Source organism: Pseudomonas sp. LFS044 (assembly GCF_047978245.1).
GTDB lineage: Bacteria > Pseudomonadota > Gammaproteobacteria > Pseudomonadales > Pseudomonadaceae > Aquipseudomonas.
Map to the genome: position 1 here is coordinate 26723 of NZ_JBFPFX010000025.1, position 16570 is coordinate 43292.

10 protein-coding genes are annotated in these 16570 nt (G+C 64.8%); 8 read left to right on the plus strand and 2 right to left on the minus strand.

Annotated features, from left to right (window positions below):
* Positions 1-53: 53 nt before the first annotated feature.
* The 8 genes from putA to yccS all read left to right on the plus strand — a co-directional run bounded on the left by putA (position 54) and on the right by yccS (position 15682).
* Positions 54-4007 (plus strand): trifunctional transcriptional regulator/proline dehydrogenase/L-glutamate gamma-semialdehyde dehydrogenase, encoded by a 3954-nt coding sequence (putA, locus tag ACNQPL_RS19780; protein WP_346615377.1) that lies wholly within the window; start codon positions 54-56, stop codon positions 4005-4007.
* 498 nt (positions 4008-4505) lie between these two features.
* The gene (locus ACNQPL_RS19785; protein WP_416467658.1) at positions 4506-6308 is read left to right on the plus strand and encodes an acyl-CoA dehydrogenase; all 1803 of its coding nucleotides are present in this window, start codon (positions 4506-4508) and stop codon (positions 6306-6308) included.
* A gap of 31 nt (positions 6309-6339) precedes the next feature.
* Positions 6340-7782, plus strand: a complete 1443-nt coding sequence (locus tag ACNQPL_RS19790; protein ID WP_416467659.1) for a TldD/PmbA family protein — start codon at positions 6340-6342, stop codon at positions 7780-7782.
* Entirely contained in the window at positions 7782-9113 is a 1332-nt protein-coding gene (locus tag ACNQPL_RS19795; RefSeq protein ID WP_416467660.1) for a TldD/PmbA family protein, read from the plus strand. The genes ACNQPL_RS19790 and ACNQPL_RS19795 overlap by 1 nt, the downstream gene beginning before the upstream one ends.
* 94 nt (positions 9114-9207) lie before the next feature.
* Positions 9208-10635 (plus strand): multidrug transporter subunit MdtD, encoded by a 1428-nt coding sequence (gene mdtD / locus ACNQPL_RS19800; protein WP_346615381.1) that lies wholly within the window; start codon positions 9208-9210, stop codon positions 10633-10635.
* Positions 10636-10747: 112 nt separating this feature from the next.
* Entirely contained in the window at positions 10748-12085 is a 1338-nt protein-coding gene (gene dbpA, locus ACNQPL_RS19805) for an ATP-dependent RNA helicase DbpA (RefSeq protein ID WP_416467679.1), read from the plus strand.
* 148 nt (positions 12086-12233) lie between these two features.
* Positions 12234-13415, plus strand: coding sequence for an NAD(P)/FAD-dependent oxidoreductase (locus tag ACNQPL_RS19810; protein WP_416467661.1), 1182 nt, complete (start codon positions 12234-12236; stop codon positions 13413-13415).
* An 83-nt stretch (positions 13416-13498) separates the two neighbouring features.
* The gene (yccS, locus tag ACNQPL_RS19815) at positions 13499-15682 is read left to right on the plus strand and encodes a YccS family putative transporter (RefSeq protein ID WP_416467662.1); all 2184 of its coding nucleotides are present in this window, start codon (positions 13499-13501) and stop codon (positions 15680-15682) included.
* Between the two features lie 70 nt (positions 15683-15752).
* Here yccS and ACNQPL_RS19820 read toward each other — a convergent pair whose 3' ends face one another.
* Positions 15753-16049: a winged helix-turn-helix domain-containing protein gene (locus ACNQPL_RS19820; RefSeq protein ID WP_346615383.1), complete on the minus strand. Its 297-nt coding sequence runs from the start codon at positions 16047-16049 to the stop codon at positions 15753-15755.
* Positions 16050-16061: 12 nt separating this feature from the next.
* Positions 16062-16562, minus strand: coding sequence for a M48 family metallopeptidase (locus ACNQPL_RS19825; RefSeq protein ID WP_346615384.1), 501 nt, complete (start codon positions 16560-16562; stop codon positions 16062-16064).
* Positions 16563-16570 lie beyond the last annotated feature (8 nt).

Consider the following 16570-nt stretch of genomic DNA (forward strand, 5'->3'; position numbering starts at 1 on the left):
GCTACTCTTGGCGCCAGCTAAGGCCACAGCCGTGGCAATAAAGAGGATAAGAAATGGCGACGACCACCCTTGGGGTCAAACTCGATGACCCAACCCGTGAGCGACTCAAAGCAGCTGCGCAGTCCATTGACCGCACACCTCACTGGTTGATCAAGCAAGCGATCTTCAATTACCTGGAGAAGCTCGAGGGTGGTGCTACCCTGACCGAACTCAACGGTCATGCCAGCAGCCTGGGCGATGATGCGGGTGAAGTAACGCCCGACCACGCTCACCAGTGCTTCCTGGAGTTCGCCGAGAGCATCCTGCCGCAGTCCGTGCTGCGCTCAGCCATCACCGCCGCCTACCGCCGCCCCGAGCAGGAGGTGGTTCCGATGCTGCTGGAGCAGGCGCGCCTGAGCGCACCACTGGCCGAGGCGACCAACAAGATGGCCGCCAGCATTGCTGAAAAGCTGCGCAACCAGAAGAGCGCTGGCGGCCGCGCTGGCATCGTTCAGGGCCTGCTGCAGGAATTCTCGTTGTCGTCCCAGGAAGGCGTGGCGCTGATGTGCCTGGCCGAAGCCCTGCTGCGCATCCCCGACAAAGGCACCCGCGACGCGCTGATCCGCGACAAGATCAGCACCGGCAACTGGCAGCCGCACCTGGGCAACAGCCCGTCGCTGTTCGTCAACGCTGCCACCTGGGGCCTGCTGCTGACCGGCAAGCTGGTCTCTACCCACAACGAATCTGGCCTTACCTCTTCGCTTACCCGCATCATCGGCAAGAGCGGCGAGCCGATGATCCGCAAGGGCGTCGACATGGCCATGCGCCTGATGGGCGAGCAGTTCGTTACCGGTGAAACGATTGCCGAAGCACTGGCCAATGCCAGCCGTTTCGAATCCAAGGGCTTCCGCTATTCCTACGACATGCTCGGCGAAGCCGCACTGACCGAGCACGACGCACAGAAGTACCTGGCCTCCTACGAGCAGGCGATTCATTCGATCGGCAAAGCGTCGCATGGCCGCGGCATCTATGAGGGCCCGGGTATCTCGATCAAGCTGTCGGCGCTGCACCCCCGCTACAGCCGCGCGCAGTACGAGCGCGTCATGGAAGAACTGTACCCGCGCCTATTGTCGCTGACCCTGCTGGCCAAGCAATACGACATCGGCCTGAACATCGACGCTGAAGAAGCTGACCGCCTGGAGCTGTCGCTCGACCTGCTCGAGCGCCTGTGCTTCGAGCCTTCGCTGGCAGGCTGGAACGGCATCGGTTTCGTGATCCAGGCCTACCAGAAGCGCTGCCCGTACGTGATCGACTACGTTATCGACCTGGCCAAGCGCAGCCGCCACCGCCTGATGATCCGCCTGGTGAAAGGCGCCTACTGGGACAGCGAGATCAAGCGCGCCCAGGTCGAAGGCCTGGAAGGCTACCCGGTCTATACCCGCAAGGTGTACACCGACGTTTCCTACGTTGCCTGTGCACGCAAGCTGCTGGCCGTACCCGAAGCCATCTACCCGCAGTTCGCCACGCACAACGCCCACACCCTGTCGGCCATCTACCACATCGCGGGTCAGAACTATTACCCAGGGCAGTACGAGTTCCAGTGCCTGCACGGCATGGGCGAGCCGCTGTACGAACAAGTGGTCGGCAAGATCTCCGAGGGCAAGCTGAACCGCCCGTGCCGCGTGTATGCGCCGGTCGGCACCCACGAAACCCTGCTGGCCTACCTGGTCCGCCGCCTGCTGGAGAACGGCGCCAACACCTCGTTCGTCAACCGCATTGCCGACCACTCCATTTCCATCCAGGAACTGGTCGCCGACCCGGTAGCAAGCATCGAGCGCATGGGCACCCAGGAAGGCAACCTCGGCCTGCCACACCCACGCATCCCGTTGCCGCGCGAGCTGTATGGCAGCGAGCGGGCCAACTCGGCCGGCATCGACATGGCCAACGAACACCGCCTGGCCTCGCTGTCCTGCGCCATGCTGGCCACCGCGCACAACGACTGGAAGGCCACCCCGTTGCTGGCCTGCGCCGCCAGCGAAGCCGCAGCAGCGCCGGTGCTGAACCCATCAGACCACCGCGATGTGGTCGGCCATGTTCAAGAAGCCACCGTTGCCGACGTCGACAACGCCATCCAGTGCGCGCTCAACGCCGCACCGATCTGGCAGGCCACCCCGCCAGCCGAGCGTGCCGCGATTCTCGAGCGCACCGCCGACCTGATGGAGGCCGAGATCCAACCGCTGATGGGCCTGCTGATCCGCGAAGCGGGCAAGACGTTCGCCAACGCCATCGCCGAAGTGCGCGAGGCCGTGGACTTCCTGCGCTACTACGCGGTGCAGGCACGCAACGACTTCAGCAACGACGCCCACCGTCCATTGGGCCCGGTAGTGTGCATCAGCCCGTGGAACTTCCCGCTGGCAATCTTCACCGGCCAGGTGGCCGCAGCCCTGGCTGCCGGCAACCCGGTGCTGGCCAAACCTGCTGAACAGACCCCACTGATCGCTGCCCAGGCCGTGCGCCTGCTGCTCGAAGCCGGCATCCCAGAAGGTGTGCTGCAACTGCTGCCAGGTCGCGGCGAAACCGTCGGCGCCGGCCTTGTCGGTGACGAGCGGGTCAAGGGCGTGATGTTCACGGGTTCCACCGAAGTCGCCCGCCTGCTGCAACGCAACGTCGCCGGCCGCCTGGACAACCAGGGCCGCCCGATCCCGCTGATCGCCGAAACCGGCGGCCAGAACGCGATGATCGTCGACTCCTCGGCACTGACCGAACAGGTGGTGATCGATGTGGTGTCTTCGGCCTTCGACAGCGCTGGCCAACGCTGCTCGGCGCTGCGTGTGCTGTGCCTGCAGGAAGATTCCGCCGACCGCGTGATCGAGATGCTCAAGGGTGCCATGGCCGAAAGCCGCCTGGGCAACCCGGACCGCCTGGCCGTGGATATCGGCCCGGTGATCGATGCCGAAGCCAAGGCGGGCATCGACAAGCACATTCAGGCCATGCGCGAGAAAGGCCGCGCGGTCTATCAGGTCGCCATCGCCGATACGGCCGAGGTCAAGCGCGGCACCTTCGTCATGCCGACCCTGATCGAGCTGGACAGCTTTGACGAGCTCAAGCGCGAGATTTTCGGCCCGGTACTGCACGTGGTGCGCTACAACCGCCGCAACCTTGACCAGCTGATCGAGCAGATCAACAACTCCGGCTACGGTCTGACCCTCGGCGTGCACACCCGCATCGACGAGACCATTGCCAAAGTGGTGGAGAATGCCAACGCCGGCAATATGTACGTCAACCGCAACATCGTTGGCGCTGTGGTGGGCGTGCAGCCGTTCGGCGGTGAAGGCTTGTCCGGCACTGGCCCGAAAGCGGGCGGCCCGCTCTACCTGTACCGCCTGTTGTCGACCCGCCCGGCCGACGCCATTGGCCGTCACTTCCAGCAGCAGGATGGCGACGGCAAGCCGGACCGCACCCTGCACGAACAGCTGATCAAGCCGCTGCACAGCCTCAAGGCCTGGGCCGAGAGCAATCAACAGGCCGACCTGGCCGCACTGTGCACCCAGTTCGCCAGCCAGTCGCAAAGCGGCATCGCCCGTCTGCTGCCAGGGCCGACCGGCGAGCGCAACAGCTACACCATCCTGCCGCGCGAGCACGTGCTGTGCCTGGCGGACAACGAGGCTGACCTGCTGGCACAGTTTGCCGCTGTAGTGGCGGTCGGTAGCTCGGCAGTGTGGGTGGACGGCGAGCCAGGCAAGTCGCTGCGCGGCCGCCTGCCGAAGGAGCTGCAGGCCAAGGTCAAGCTGGTGGCTGACTGGAACAAGGATGAGGTGGCATTCGACGCCGTGATCCACCATGGCGACTCGGACCAGCTGCGCGGCGTTTGCCAACAGGTGGCCAAGCGGGCCGGTGCGATCGTTGGCGTGCACGGGCTGTCCAGCGGCGACCATCAGATTGCCCTGGAGCGGCTGGTGATCGAGCGGGCGGTGAGTGTGAATACCGCTGCGGCTGGGGGTAATGCCAGCTTGATGACCATTGGCTGATTAGGCTGAGGTAACGACAAAGGAGAGCTTCGGCTCTCCTTTTTTGTGCCTGTCTCGAAATTGAGGCTGGGTGGCCAGGTGCCTGTCTTGAGTTTTGCAGCGCGGCGGAGATCGAGCGCCGCCCGCGCGGCGCATCGCGGGCAAGCCCGCTCCTACATTTGTTGCAACGTGCCATGGCCTGATAGGCCATAGTCGTCAGCCTTGTTGGCACGGCGCGATATTTCGGCTGGCGCTACCGCCGCCTTGCAAGTCTTTAGCCATGCGCCAAGGCTGACAACCATGGCCTAACTGGAACGGCACGTTGCAACAAATGTAGGAGCGGGCTTGCCCGCGATGCGCCGCGCGGGCGGCGCTCGATCTCATGAACACCAAATACTTCATGGCGAGCACCTACCAGCCCCGCCACCTTCTAAACCCATATCACCCAAACCTATAAAACTGTCCCACGCCCTAAGTGCGGCCCTAGACTCGCCCCAAGCCCGTTCAAGGACCGCCGCCATGCCCGAGACCCTGCTCAGCCCCCGCAACCTCGCCTTCGAACTCTATGAGGTGCTCGACGCCGAGGCCCTGACCCAGCGCCCGCGCTTCGCCGAGCACAGCCGCGAAACGTTCGATGCCGCGCTGACCACCGCCCGCACCATCGCCGAAAAGTACTTCGCCCCGCACAACCGCAAGGCCGACGAAAACGAGCCGCGCTACGTGGACGGCCGCGCCGAGCTGATCGCCGAGGTGAAACCTGCGGTCGATGCCTTCCTCGAGGCGGGCTTCCTCAACGCCAACCGCGACTTCGAGGTCGGCGGCATGCAGTTGCCCAGCCTGGTCTCGCAAGCCTGCTTTGCCCACTTTCAGGCCGCCAACGCCGGCACTACGGCCTACCCGTTCCTGACCATGGGCGCGGCCAACCTGATCGAAAGTTTCGGCAGCGACGAACAGAAGCGTTTGTTCCTGCAACCGATGATCGACGGCCGCTATTTCGGCACCATGGCGCTGACCGAACCCCATGCCGGCTCGTCGCTGGCCGATATCCGCACCCGTGCCGAGCCTGCGGCGGATGGCAGCTACCGGATCAAGGGCAACAAGATTTTCATCTCCGGCGGCGACCACGAACTGTCGGAAAACATCGTGCACATGGTCCTGGCCAAGTTGCCGGATGCACCACCTGGGGTGAAGGGTATTTCGCTGTTCATCGTGCCCAAGTACCGGGTCAACCCGGACGGCAGCCGCGGCGATCGCAACGACGTGCTGTTGGCCGGGCTGTTCCACAAGATGGGCTGGCGCGGCACCACCTCAACGGCACTGAACTTCGGCGACAACGGCCCGTGCGTCGGCTATCTGGTCGGCCGGCCGCACCAGGGCCTGGCCTGCATGTTCCAGATGATGAACGAGGCACGCATCGGCGTCGGCATGGGCGCAGTGATGCTGGGGTACGCCGGCTACCTGTATTCGTTGGAGTACGCCCGCCAGCGGCCGCAGGGCCGGCTGGCGGAGAACAAGGACCCGCACAGCCCTGCGGTGCCAATCATCAGCCACACCGACGTCAGGCGCATGCTGCTCGCCCAGAAGGCCTACGTAGAAGGCGCTTTCGACCTGGGCTTGTACGCCGCACGGCTATTCGACGACACCCACACGGCAGCCAGCGAATCCGCCCGCCAGCAGGCCCAGGAACTGCTCGACCTGCTGACGCCCATCGTCAAATCCTGGCCATCCACCTTCTGCCTCAAGGCCAACGAACTGGCAATCCAGATCCTCGGTGGCCACGGCTACACGCGGGAATACCCGGTGGAGCAGCACTACCGCGACAACCGCCTGAACCCGATCCACGAAGGCACAGAGGGCATCCAGTCACTCGACCTGCTGGGCCGCAAACTGGCGCAAAACAACGGCGCAGGCCTGAAGCAACTGATCCGCCTGATCGCCAATACCGCCGAACGCGCCAGCCATCACCCGGGCCTGGATGCCATGCGCCAGCCGCTGGAGCATCTGGTAAACCGCCTGCAGGGCGTGACCCTGGCCCTGCTGGGCGACCTGGCAGAAGGCAAAGTCGCCGGCGCCCTTGCCAATTCAGCCCTGTACCTCAAGGCCTTCGGCCACTGCGTGATCGGCTGGCGCTGGCTGGAACAAGCGATACACGCCGAACTCGGCCTGCTCAAGGGCAATGCCGCAGATCGCGACTTCTACCGGGGCAAGTTGCAGGCCGCACGTTATTTCCTGACCTGGGAAGTACCGGGCTGCCATAATGACCTGGCATTGCTCGAGGCACGCGACGATACCTGCCTGGCCATGCAAGACGGGTGGTTCTAGGGGGAGCCACCGTGCACGCGGAGGTTTTCCCATGTTCGATTCCAGCGCCCTGCTGCGCCAGCGCTTTGCCGCGCTGCGCAGCACGGCCGAGTTGTTTTCCCTGCGCCATGTCAAACAGTCGCACCAAGCGCTTTCGGTAAGGCGCAATGTGGCCGAGCCGCCCTTCTTCAGCCAGGATGAAGGCGCCATGCTGACAGTGCGGGTGCAGGGCGTGGAGGCTTACGCCGCCACGGCCGACCTGTCCCAGCAAGGCCTGCAACGTGCGCTGGAACACGCCGAGGCACTGGCCCGGCAGATTGCCAGGCACAGCTTGCTCGACCTGCGCGACCAACCCGTGACCAACGCCCGCCACGACCATGTCTCGCCGAACTTCGACCGCCCGTTACCCACCCTCGCCGACTGCCTCGGCCTGCTCGCTGCCGAGTCGGCCAGCGTGCCCAAGGACAGCCGCCTGGTGGACTGGCAGGCCAGCCTGAGCCAGAGCCTGGTCGAACAGACCTACCTGAACTCCGCCGGCGCCGAACTACGCCACGCGCAGCGCTTCCTGTTCCCGGGCCTGGGCGTAACCGCCAGCGACGGCCAGGACAGCCAGAGCCGCAGCCTGGGCCGTGACAACTTCGGCCAGCAGGGTGGCTTCGAGATCATCGAACGCTGCGGCCTGGTCGGTGCCGCTCGCCGGGTCGCCGACGAAGCGCTGCAACTACTGATGGCACCCAATACACCCAGTGGCCAGCGTGACCTGCTGCTGATGCCCGACCAGATGATGCTGCAGATCCACGAATCCATCGGCCACCCGCTGGAGATGGACCGCATCCTCGGCGACGAGCGCAACTACGCCGGCACCAGCTTCGTCAAAGCCAGCGACTTCGGCCATTTGCAGTACGGCTCGCCACTGCTCAACGTCACCTTCGACCCGACCATCGCCGAAGAGCTTGCCAGCTACAGCTACGACGATGACGGCAGCCAGGCCAGCAAGCAGTTCCTGATCCGTGAGGGCCTGCTGCTGCGGCCGCTGGGCGGCGCGTTGTCGCAATACCGTTCGGGCCTCGACGGTGTGGCCAACAGCCGGGCCTGTGGCTGGAACCGCGCCCCGATCGACCGCATGGCCAACCTCAACATCGAGCCGGGCGAGCAAACCCTTGAGCAACTGATCGAGGGCATCGAGCACGGCATCCTGATGCGCACCAACCGTTCATGGTCCATCGACGATGCGCGCAACAAGTTCCAGTTCGGCTGCGAGTGGGGCCAACTGATCGAGGACGGCGAGCTCAAGGGCATCGTCAAGAACCCCAACTACCGCGGCATCTCCGCGCAGTTCTGGCGCAACCTTGCGGCGGTCGGCGACCGCAGCACCTTCCAGGTACTGGGCACCCCCAACTGCGGCAAAGGCGAGCCCAACCAGGTGGTACGGGTCGGCCACGCCGCACCGGCCTGCGTGTTCCGCCAGATCGACGTATTCGGAGGGGACGCCTGATGAGCGCCACAGCACAGCAGTCTTTCGAGCAATTGGTCAACGCCCTGCACGATGCACGGCAAGCCGAAGAGCAATTCACCCTCGGCTACAGCGCCGAACAGTCGCAGTTCGTGCGATTCAACCACGCCAAGGTGCGCCAGGCCGGCGAGGTCAGCCAGGCCAGCGCGCAACTGCGGCTGATCCGCGATGGGCGCCAGGCAGAACAGCTGGTCACGTTGAGCGGCGATGCCGGACTGGACCATCAGCGCCTGCGCGAGGCGCTGGAACAGCTGCGTCAAACCCTGCCGCTGTTGGCCGTTGACCCTTACCTACGCCTGGACGAAAACCCATGGCGCAGCTACAGCCTGCAGCAACAGGCGCTTCCAGAGCTGAGCGAAGTACTGGAACTGCTCGACCGCGAAGCCGGCGACCTGGACCTGGTCGGTATCTATGCCGCAGGCCCGGTCTGCCGGGGCTTCGCCAGTTCCTATGGCGCCTTCGGCTGGCACCAGGCCAACAGTTTCAACTTCGACTGGAGCCTGTTCCACAGCAATGGCCAGGCCGTGAAGGCCAACTATGCCGGCCAGCTGTGGAGCGCCAAGGACTTTACCGCACGGCTGCGCCAGGCCCGCGAGCAACTGGGCTTCCTCGGCCGCCCGGCGGTTACGCTCAAGCCCGGCAGCTACCGCGCCTACCTGGCACCTGCCGCCATGGACGAAATCGCCGGCATGCTGTGCTGGGGCGGCTTCTCGGCACAGGCGCTGGCCACCGGCAACAGCGCACTGCAGCGGCTGTACAGCGGCGATGCACGGCTGAGCCCGTTGGTCAGCTTCGCTGAGCAAATCAGCGGCTCGCTGAGCCCGGCATTTTCCGATGAAGGTTCGCCACGCCTGGACGTACCGCTGATCCAGCACGGGCAGGCTGTGGACAGGCTGGTCAGCGCGCGCAGCGCCGTCGAGTTCGAGTTGCTTGCCAATGGCGCAGACAGCCATGAATCCCCCTGTGCCCTGAGCCTTGCACCGGGCACCCTGGCGCCTGAAGAGATCCTGCAACGGCTGGGCACAGGCCTGTACATCAGCAACCTGTGGTACCTGAACTACTCCGACCTGCCGGCCGCGCGGATGACCGGGCTGACGCGCTTTGCCACCTTCTGGGTAGAGGGCGGTGAAATCAAGGGGCCGGTGAGCACCATGCGCTTCGATGACAGCCTGTACAGCTTGCTGGGCAGCCAACTCGAAGACCTTACCCGTGAACGCGAGATGATCCTTTCAACCAGTACGTATGGACAGCGCAGTACCGGGTCGAGTCATTTGCCGGGAGCTCTGGTCAAAGGGCTTACCCTGACATTGTGATTGGAATTGCAGGCCTCTTCGCGGGCAAGTTCGGATTCGCGCATAGCTGCGAGCTTGCCCCGCGAAGCGGCCGGTACTGACAAACGAGGACGTCATGCCCGAACGCACCCCGCTCGACCCCGTCACCGCCCGCTGGATCCCGTGGGTGGTGGCCATCGCTTTTTTCATGCAGTCCCTGGACGGCACCATCCTCAACACTGCCCTGCCGGCCATGGCTCGCTCGCTGGAAGAAGACCCGCTGCGCATGCAGGGCGTGATCATCGCCTACATGCTCACCGTGGCCTTGCTGATCCCTGCCTCTGGGTGGATCGCCGACCGCTTCGGCACCAAGCGCATCTTCTTCAGCGCCATCCTGCTGTTCAGCTTCGGCTCCTTGCTGTGTGCCATGGCCAACAGCCTGGGCTTTCTGATACTCGCCCGCATCGTGCAGGGGCTGGGCGGTGCGCTGATGCTGCCGGTCGGGCGGCTGGTGGTATTGCGCGCCTATCCGCGGACCGAGCTGGTGCGAATCATGAGTTTCATCACCATCCCCGGCCTGCTGGGCCCGCTGCTTGGCCCGACCTTGGGCGGCTGGCTGGTCGAAATCCTGACCTGGCACTGGATCTTCCTGCTCAACCTGCCGGTCGGTGCCATCGGCTGTTACGCCGTGTGGAAGTTCATCCCCGACCTGCGCGGGGCCGAGCGCACCACCTTCGATGGCCCGGGTTTCCTGCTGTTTGGCGCAGCGATGGTGCTGATCACCATCGCCATGGAGGGCCTGGGCGAATTGCACCTGCCGCACCTGCGGGTGATGCTGCTGCTGTTCGCCGGCATGGCCTGCCTGGCCGCCTACTGGCTGCGTGCCGGGCGTGACCCGGAACCGCTGTTCTCGCCCAGCCTGTTCCGCGTGCGCACCTTTGCCATCGGTATCCTCGGCAACCTGTTCGCGCGCCTGGGCAGTGGCGCCCTGCCGTTCCTGGTGCCGTTGCTGCTGCAGGTCGCCTTGGGCTATTCGCCGGCACAGGCTGGCATGAGCATGATCCCGCTGGCGGCGGCGGCGATGGTGGCTAAATCCATTGCCCGGCCACTGATCGAGCGGCTTGGTTACCGCATCGTGCTGACCGGCAACACCTTGCTGCTGGGCCTGCTGCTGGCCAGCCTCGGCCTGGTCGACGAGCAGACGCCGTACGCCGTGCTGCTGGTGCAACTGGCCCTGCTGGGCGCAGTGAACTCCATGCAGTTCACCGCGATGAACACGGTGACCCTGATCGACCTCGACGACGCCAGCGCCAGCAGCGGCAACAGCCTGCTGTCGGTGGTCGCGCAACTGTCGCTGAGCCTGGGCGTGGCCTGCGCCGGCGCACTGCTCGGCGGCTTTACCGCAGCCGGCAGCGCCGACGGTGTGGAAACCACCCTGGGGGCCTTCCAGCTGACTTTTGTGACCATCGGCGTCATGGCCATGCTGGCGGCAGCGATCTTCCTGCAGCTGGCGCCGACGGACGGAAGGCGTGCCCGTCGTCCGGAACAACACATGGAGTCGTAGGGCGAATGGCCATGAGGCTGGTAGACTGTGCGGCATTTTTCGCTTCGCAACGCAGGCCCGCCTCGTGACCACCGAAACCACCGCTTTTGCCACCTTGCCGCTGTCCGCCGCCATGCTGGCCAACCTGGACGCCCTCGGCTATGCCGCGATGACGCCGATCCAGGCCCAGAGCCTGCCCGTCATCCTCAGGGGCCAGGACCTGATTGCCCAGGCCAAGACCGGCAGCGGCAAGACCGCCGCTTTCGGCATCGGCCTGCTAAACCCGATCAACCCGCGCTACTTCGGCTGCCAGGCACTGGTGCTGTGCCCTACCCGCGAGCTCGCCGACCAGGTCGCCAAAGAGTTGCGCCGCCTGGCACGTGCCGAGGACAACATCAAGATCCTGACCCTGTGCGGCGGCGTCTCGCTCGGGCCGCAGATCGCCTCGCTGGAGCACGGCGCGCACATCATCGTCGGCACCCCCGGTCGCATCCAGCAGCACCTGGACAAAGGCACCCTGGTACTCGACGGGCTCAACACCCTGGTGCTGGACGAAGCCGACCGCATGCTCGACATGGGCTTCTTCGACGCCATTGCCAGCATCATCGGCAAGACCCCGTCGCGCCGCCAGACCCTGCTGTTCTCGGCCACCTATCCATCCGGTATCGAGCAACTGGCCGCCGACTTCATGCGCAAGCCGCAGCAGGTCAAGGTCGAGAGCCTGCACACCGACAACCAGATCGAACAACGCTTCATCGAGATCGACCCGCAGAACCGCCTGGAGGCCGTCACCCGCGTGCTCGGCCACTACCGCCCGCAGTCGTGCGTGGCGTTCTGCTTCACCAAGCAACAGTGCGAAGACGTGGTCGCTCACCTGACGGCCAAGGGCATCGTTGCCCAGGCCCTGCATGGCGACCTGGAGCAGCGTGACCGCGACCAGGTGCTGACCATGTTCGCCAACCGCAGCAGCTCGGTGCTGGTGGCCACTGACGTGGCCGCCCGTGGCCTGGACATCGACGGCCTGGACATGGTCATCAACGTCGAGCTGGCCCGTGATGCCGAAATCCATGTGCACCGTGTTGGCCGTACCGGCCGCGCCGGCGAAAAGGGTATCGCCGTCAGCCTGGTGGCCCCGGCCGAAGGCCACCGCGCCCAGGCCATCGAAGCACTGCAGAAGAGCCCGCTGCGCTGGGACCAGCTGGACAGCCTGAAGAACAAGGGCGGCGAGCCCCTGCTGCCGGTCATGACCACCCTGTGCATTGCCGCTGGCCGCAAGGACAAGCTGCGCCCTGGCGACATTCTTGGCGCGCTGACCGGTGATGCCGGCATCCCGGGCAAGCAGGTGGGCAAGATCGCGATCTTCGACTTCCAGGCGTTCGTTGCCGTGGAGCGCGCACTGGCCAGGCAGGCCATGCAGCGGCTGAACAGCGGCAAGATCAAGGGCCGCGCCCTGAAAGTCCGTATTCTCTGACATTCTTTGGGGCTGCTGTGCAGTCCATCGCCGGCAAGCCAGCTCCCACAGGATCACCCAAGGCCTCAGGCTTTATGCAGTGCCCGTGGAAGCTGGCTTGCCGGCGATGGGCCGTACAGCGGCCCCGAACTCGCAATGAGGTAACACCGTGCACTCCACCGACGTGATCATCCTCGGCGCCGGCGCCGCCGGCCTGATGTGCGCCCAGCTCAGCGCCCGCCGTGGCCGCCGGGTGCTGCTGCTCGACCACGCCAACAAGCCAGGCAAGAAGATCCTCATGTCCGGCGGCGGGCGCTGCAACTTCACCAACCTGTACACCGAGCCGGCCAACTTCCTCTCGCACAACGCCCACTTCTGCAAATCGGCCCTGGCCCGCTACACCCAGTGGGACTTCATCGAACTCGTGGCTAAGCATGGCGTGCCGTATCACGAGAAGAAGCTCGGCCAGCTGTTCTGCGACAACAAGGCCAGCGACATCCTCGACATGCTGCTGGCCGAGTGCGACGACGCGGGCGCCGAACTGCGCATGCAGACCAGCATCGAACACATCGAGAAGACCGAAACCGGTTACCTGCTGCAAACCAGCGCCGGCCAGTTCGCCTGCCAGTCACTGGTGATCGCCACCGGTGGCCTATCGATCCCGACCCTGGGCGCGACCGGTTTCGGTTACCAGGTGGCGCGCCAGTTCGGCCACACCCTGCTGCCGACCCGCGCCGGCCTGGTGCCTTTCACCATTACCGAGCCCCAACTCAAGGCACTGTGCACCGAACTGTCGGGCACCTCGCTGGACTGCACTGCCAGCTGCAACGGCACCAGCTTCCGCGAGAACCTGCTGTTCACCCACCGCGGCCTGAGCGGCCCGGCGATCCTGCAGATCTCATCGTTCTGGGAGGCAGGCGACACCGTCGAGATCAACCTGCTGCCCGACCGCGATGCGCTGACCTGGCTGCAACAGCAACAGCTCGAACGCGCCAACGCCGAGTTGAAGACCGTGCTGGGCGAGGTGTTCACCCGCAAGCTGGCCACCCTGCTGGCCGAGCAGTGGTTCGAGTCCAAACCCATGAAGCAGTACACGCCGGCGGAACTGGCACAGATCGCCGACAAACTGTCGGCCTGGCAATTGGTACCGGCCGGTACCGAGGGCTATCGCACCGCCGAGGTGACCCTGGGTGGCGTGGATACCCGCGAGGTATCATCCAAGACCATGGAATCGCTGAAGAGCCCCGGGCTGTATTTCATCGGCGAAGTACTGGACGTCACCGGCCACCTGGGCGGTTTCAACTTCCAGTGGGCCTGGGCATCGGCCAACGCTGCAGCGCAGTTCGTGTAGAGTAGAATCCATTCAGCAGCACGGAACGCTTCTTGCTGGTCCGTGCCGCAATGCATTCATTCGATCACTGCCAGCAGGCCATCATGTCATCGAGTTCGTTCCGTCAGTCACTGCGTCGCCTGTGGGGCCAAGACAAGTTCAGCTACAGCATCCGGGTAACCATCGCCCTCACCGGCAGCCTGGCCCTGTGCTGGTACCAGAACGAGATGGCCCTGCTGATCCCCCTGTTCCTGGGCATCATCGCCAGCGCATTGGCCGAGACCGACGACAGCTGGCAAGGGCGCCTCAGTGCCCTGGCCGTGACGCTGGTCTGCTTCGCCATTGCCGCGCTGGCCGTCGAGCTGCTGTTCCCCTACCCGTGGGTCTTCGCCATCGCACTGGCGTTGGCGGCGTTTGGCCTGACCATGCTGGGTGCGCTGGGCGAACGCTATGGGGCCATCGCCTCCGCCACGCTGATCACCGCGGTATACACCATGATCGGCGTGGACCAACGCGGCGGCCAGGTCACCGACTTCTGGCACGAACCGCTGCTGCTGGTGGCGGGTGCAGCCTGGTACGGTTTGCTCTCGGTGCTGTGGCAGGCGCTGTTTTCCAACCAGCCGGTGCAGCAGAGCCTGGCCAAGCTGTTCTTCGAACTGGGGCGCTACCTCAAGCTCAAAGCCAACCTGTTCGAGCCGATTCGCCACCATGATCTGGAGGCCCGGCGCCTGGAGCTGGCCCAGCAGAACGGCAAGGTGGTCGCAGCGCTCAATGCGGCCAAGGAAATCATCTTGCACCGGGTCGGTAACAGCCAGCCCAACTCCAAGGTCAGCCGCTACCTCAAGCTGTACTTCCTGGCCCAGGATATCCACGAGCGCGTCAGTGCCTCGCACTACCCCTACAATGCCTTGGCCGATGCGTTCTTCCACAGCGATGTGATGTTCCGCTGCCAGCGCCTGCTGCGCCATCAAGGCTCGGCGTGCCAGGACCTGGCGCGCTCGATCCGCCTGCGCCAGCCCTTTGTTCTCGACAGCCGGTTCGCCGACACCCTCGAAGACCTCAACGCCTCGCTGGAGCACCTGCGCACCCAGAACAACCCGGCGTGGCGCGGGCTGCTGCGCTCGCTGCGCGCACTGGCGGCCAACCTGGCCACGCTCGACCGCCTGCTGGGGGCCGCCAGCAACCCGGACAGCCTGGCCGATGCCAGCGACAGCAGCCTGCTCGACCGCTCACCGCGAAACTTCAAGGACGTCTGGACCCGCCTGCGCACACAGTTGACGCCCACTTCGCTGCTGTTCCGCCACGCCCTGCGCCTGCCGTTGGCGCTGTCGATCGGCTACGGCATGGTGCACCTGATCCACCCGACACAAGGCTACTGGATCATCCTCACTACGCTTTTCGTGTGCCAGCCGAACTATGGCGCCACCCGGCGCAAGCTGGTGCAGCGCGTGTTCGGCACGGCGATCGGCCTGACGGTGGGCTGGGCGCTGTTCGACCTGTTCCCCAACCCGGTCATCCAGTCGCTGTTCGCCGTGGTCGCCGGAGTGGTGTTCTTCGTCAACCGCACCACCCGCTATACCCTGGCCACGGCGGCGATCACGCTGATGGTACTGTTCTGCTTCAACCAGATCGGCGATGGCTATGGCCTGTTCCTGCCGAGGCTGTTCGATACCCTGGTGGGCAGCCTGATCGCCATCCTCGCGGTGTTCCTGTTCCTCCCCGACTGGCAGGGCCGGCGCCTGAACAAGGCATTGGCCAATACCCTGGCCTGCGCCAGCGTGTACCTGCGCCAGATCATGCAGCAGTACGCCCACGGCAAGCGCGACGACCTCGCCTACCGCCTGGCCCGGCGCAACGCCCACAACGCCGACGCCGCGCTGTCTACCACATTGGCCAACATGCTCATGGAGCCTGGGCATTTCCGTAAGGAGGCAGATGTAGGCTTCCGCTTCCTGGTGCTGTCACACACCTTGCTCAGCTACCTCTCGGGGCTTGGCGCGCACCGTGATACCGCGCTGCCGGCCGAAGTTCAGGAGCAATTGATCGATGGCGCAGGGCAGAGCCTGGCCAACAGCCTGGATGAAATCGCCAACGGCCTGGCGGCGCGCTTGCCGGTGGCGATCCACAGTGACGCCGAAGAGAACCTGGCCAATGCGCTGGAACAGATGCCAGAGGAGCTGGATGAACATCAGCGCCTGGTGCAGACCCAGCTGGCGTTGATCTGCCGACAGCTGGGGCCGTTGCGGACATTGGCGGCGCATTTGATCAAAGAGGGTGCACCGGCCTGAGGGTTTTAGTGCCTGGCCCGGCAGCTTCGCGGCATTGGCCCGTTCGTGGCGCTCGACAATCCGCTGATGCTCACGGGTAACCGAGCACGTCCCTGATCTGCCGCAGATGCCGGATGATCCACTGCTTGTCGATCGCCCCCCAGTCATGAATGCGGTAATGCCCGGCATGGTTGCGCGCACCTTCCTGCTGCTCGAACTCGCAGACGATGTCCAGGTCGGCCAATGCAGCAATGGTGTCCTGGGCCGTGCGGCGCGGCATGCCGGTGGCTTCCATCAGCGCCGGCACGCTGGTGGCGGTCTGGCTGTCGATCAACCAGGCCACATACAAGCGGCGATAGAAACTGCTCTTGGTCTTGCTCACATCCATGCTGCGTGATCCTTACAGGTTACCCGGCAGCTCCCGATAGGTCAGGTAGACGCGCAGGTCGAATTCCAGTTGATGGTAATCCGGCTCCATGTGCTGACAGAGCTGGTAGAACGCTTTGCTGTGGTCGCGCTCGCGCAGGTGCGCCAGTTCGTGCACCACGATCATGCGCAAAAACTGCGGTGCCGCGTCCTTGAACAGCGAGGCGATACGGATTTCCTTCTTCGCCTTGAGCTTGCCGCCCTGCACCCGCGACACCGCAGTGTTGAGGCCCAGGGCACGGTGGGTCAGGTCCAGGCGGTTGTCGAACAGCACCTTGTCCAGGCTTGGCGCACTGCGCAGGTATTGCTGGCGCAGCTCCTGGGCGTAGCCGTACAGCGCCTTGTCGCTCTGCACGTCATGGCGGCCAGGGTAGCGGCGCTGCAGGTAGTCACCCAGGCGGTCGCTGTCGATCATCTGCTGCACCTGCTCCTGCAGGTGCGGCGGGTAGGCTTGCAAATAGCGTAATACGGTCATGGCACTGC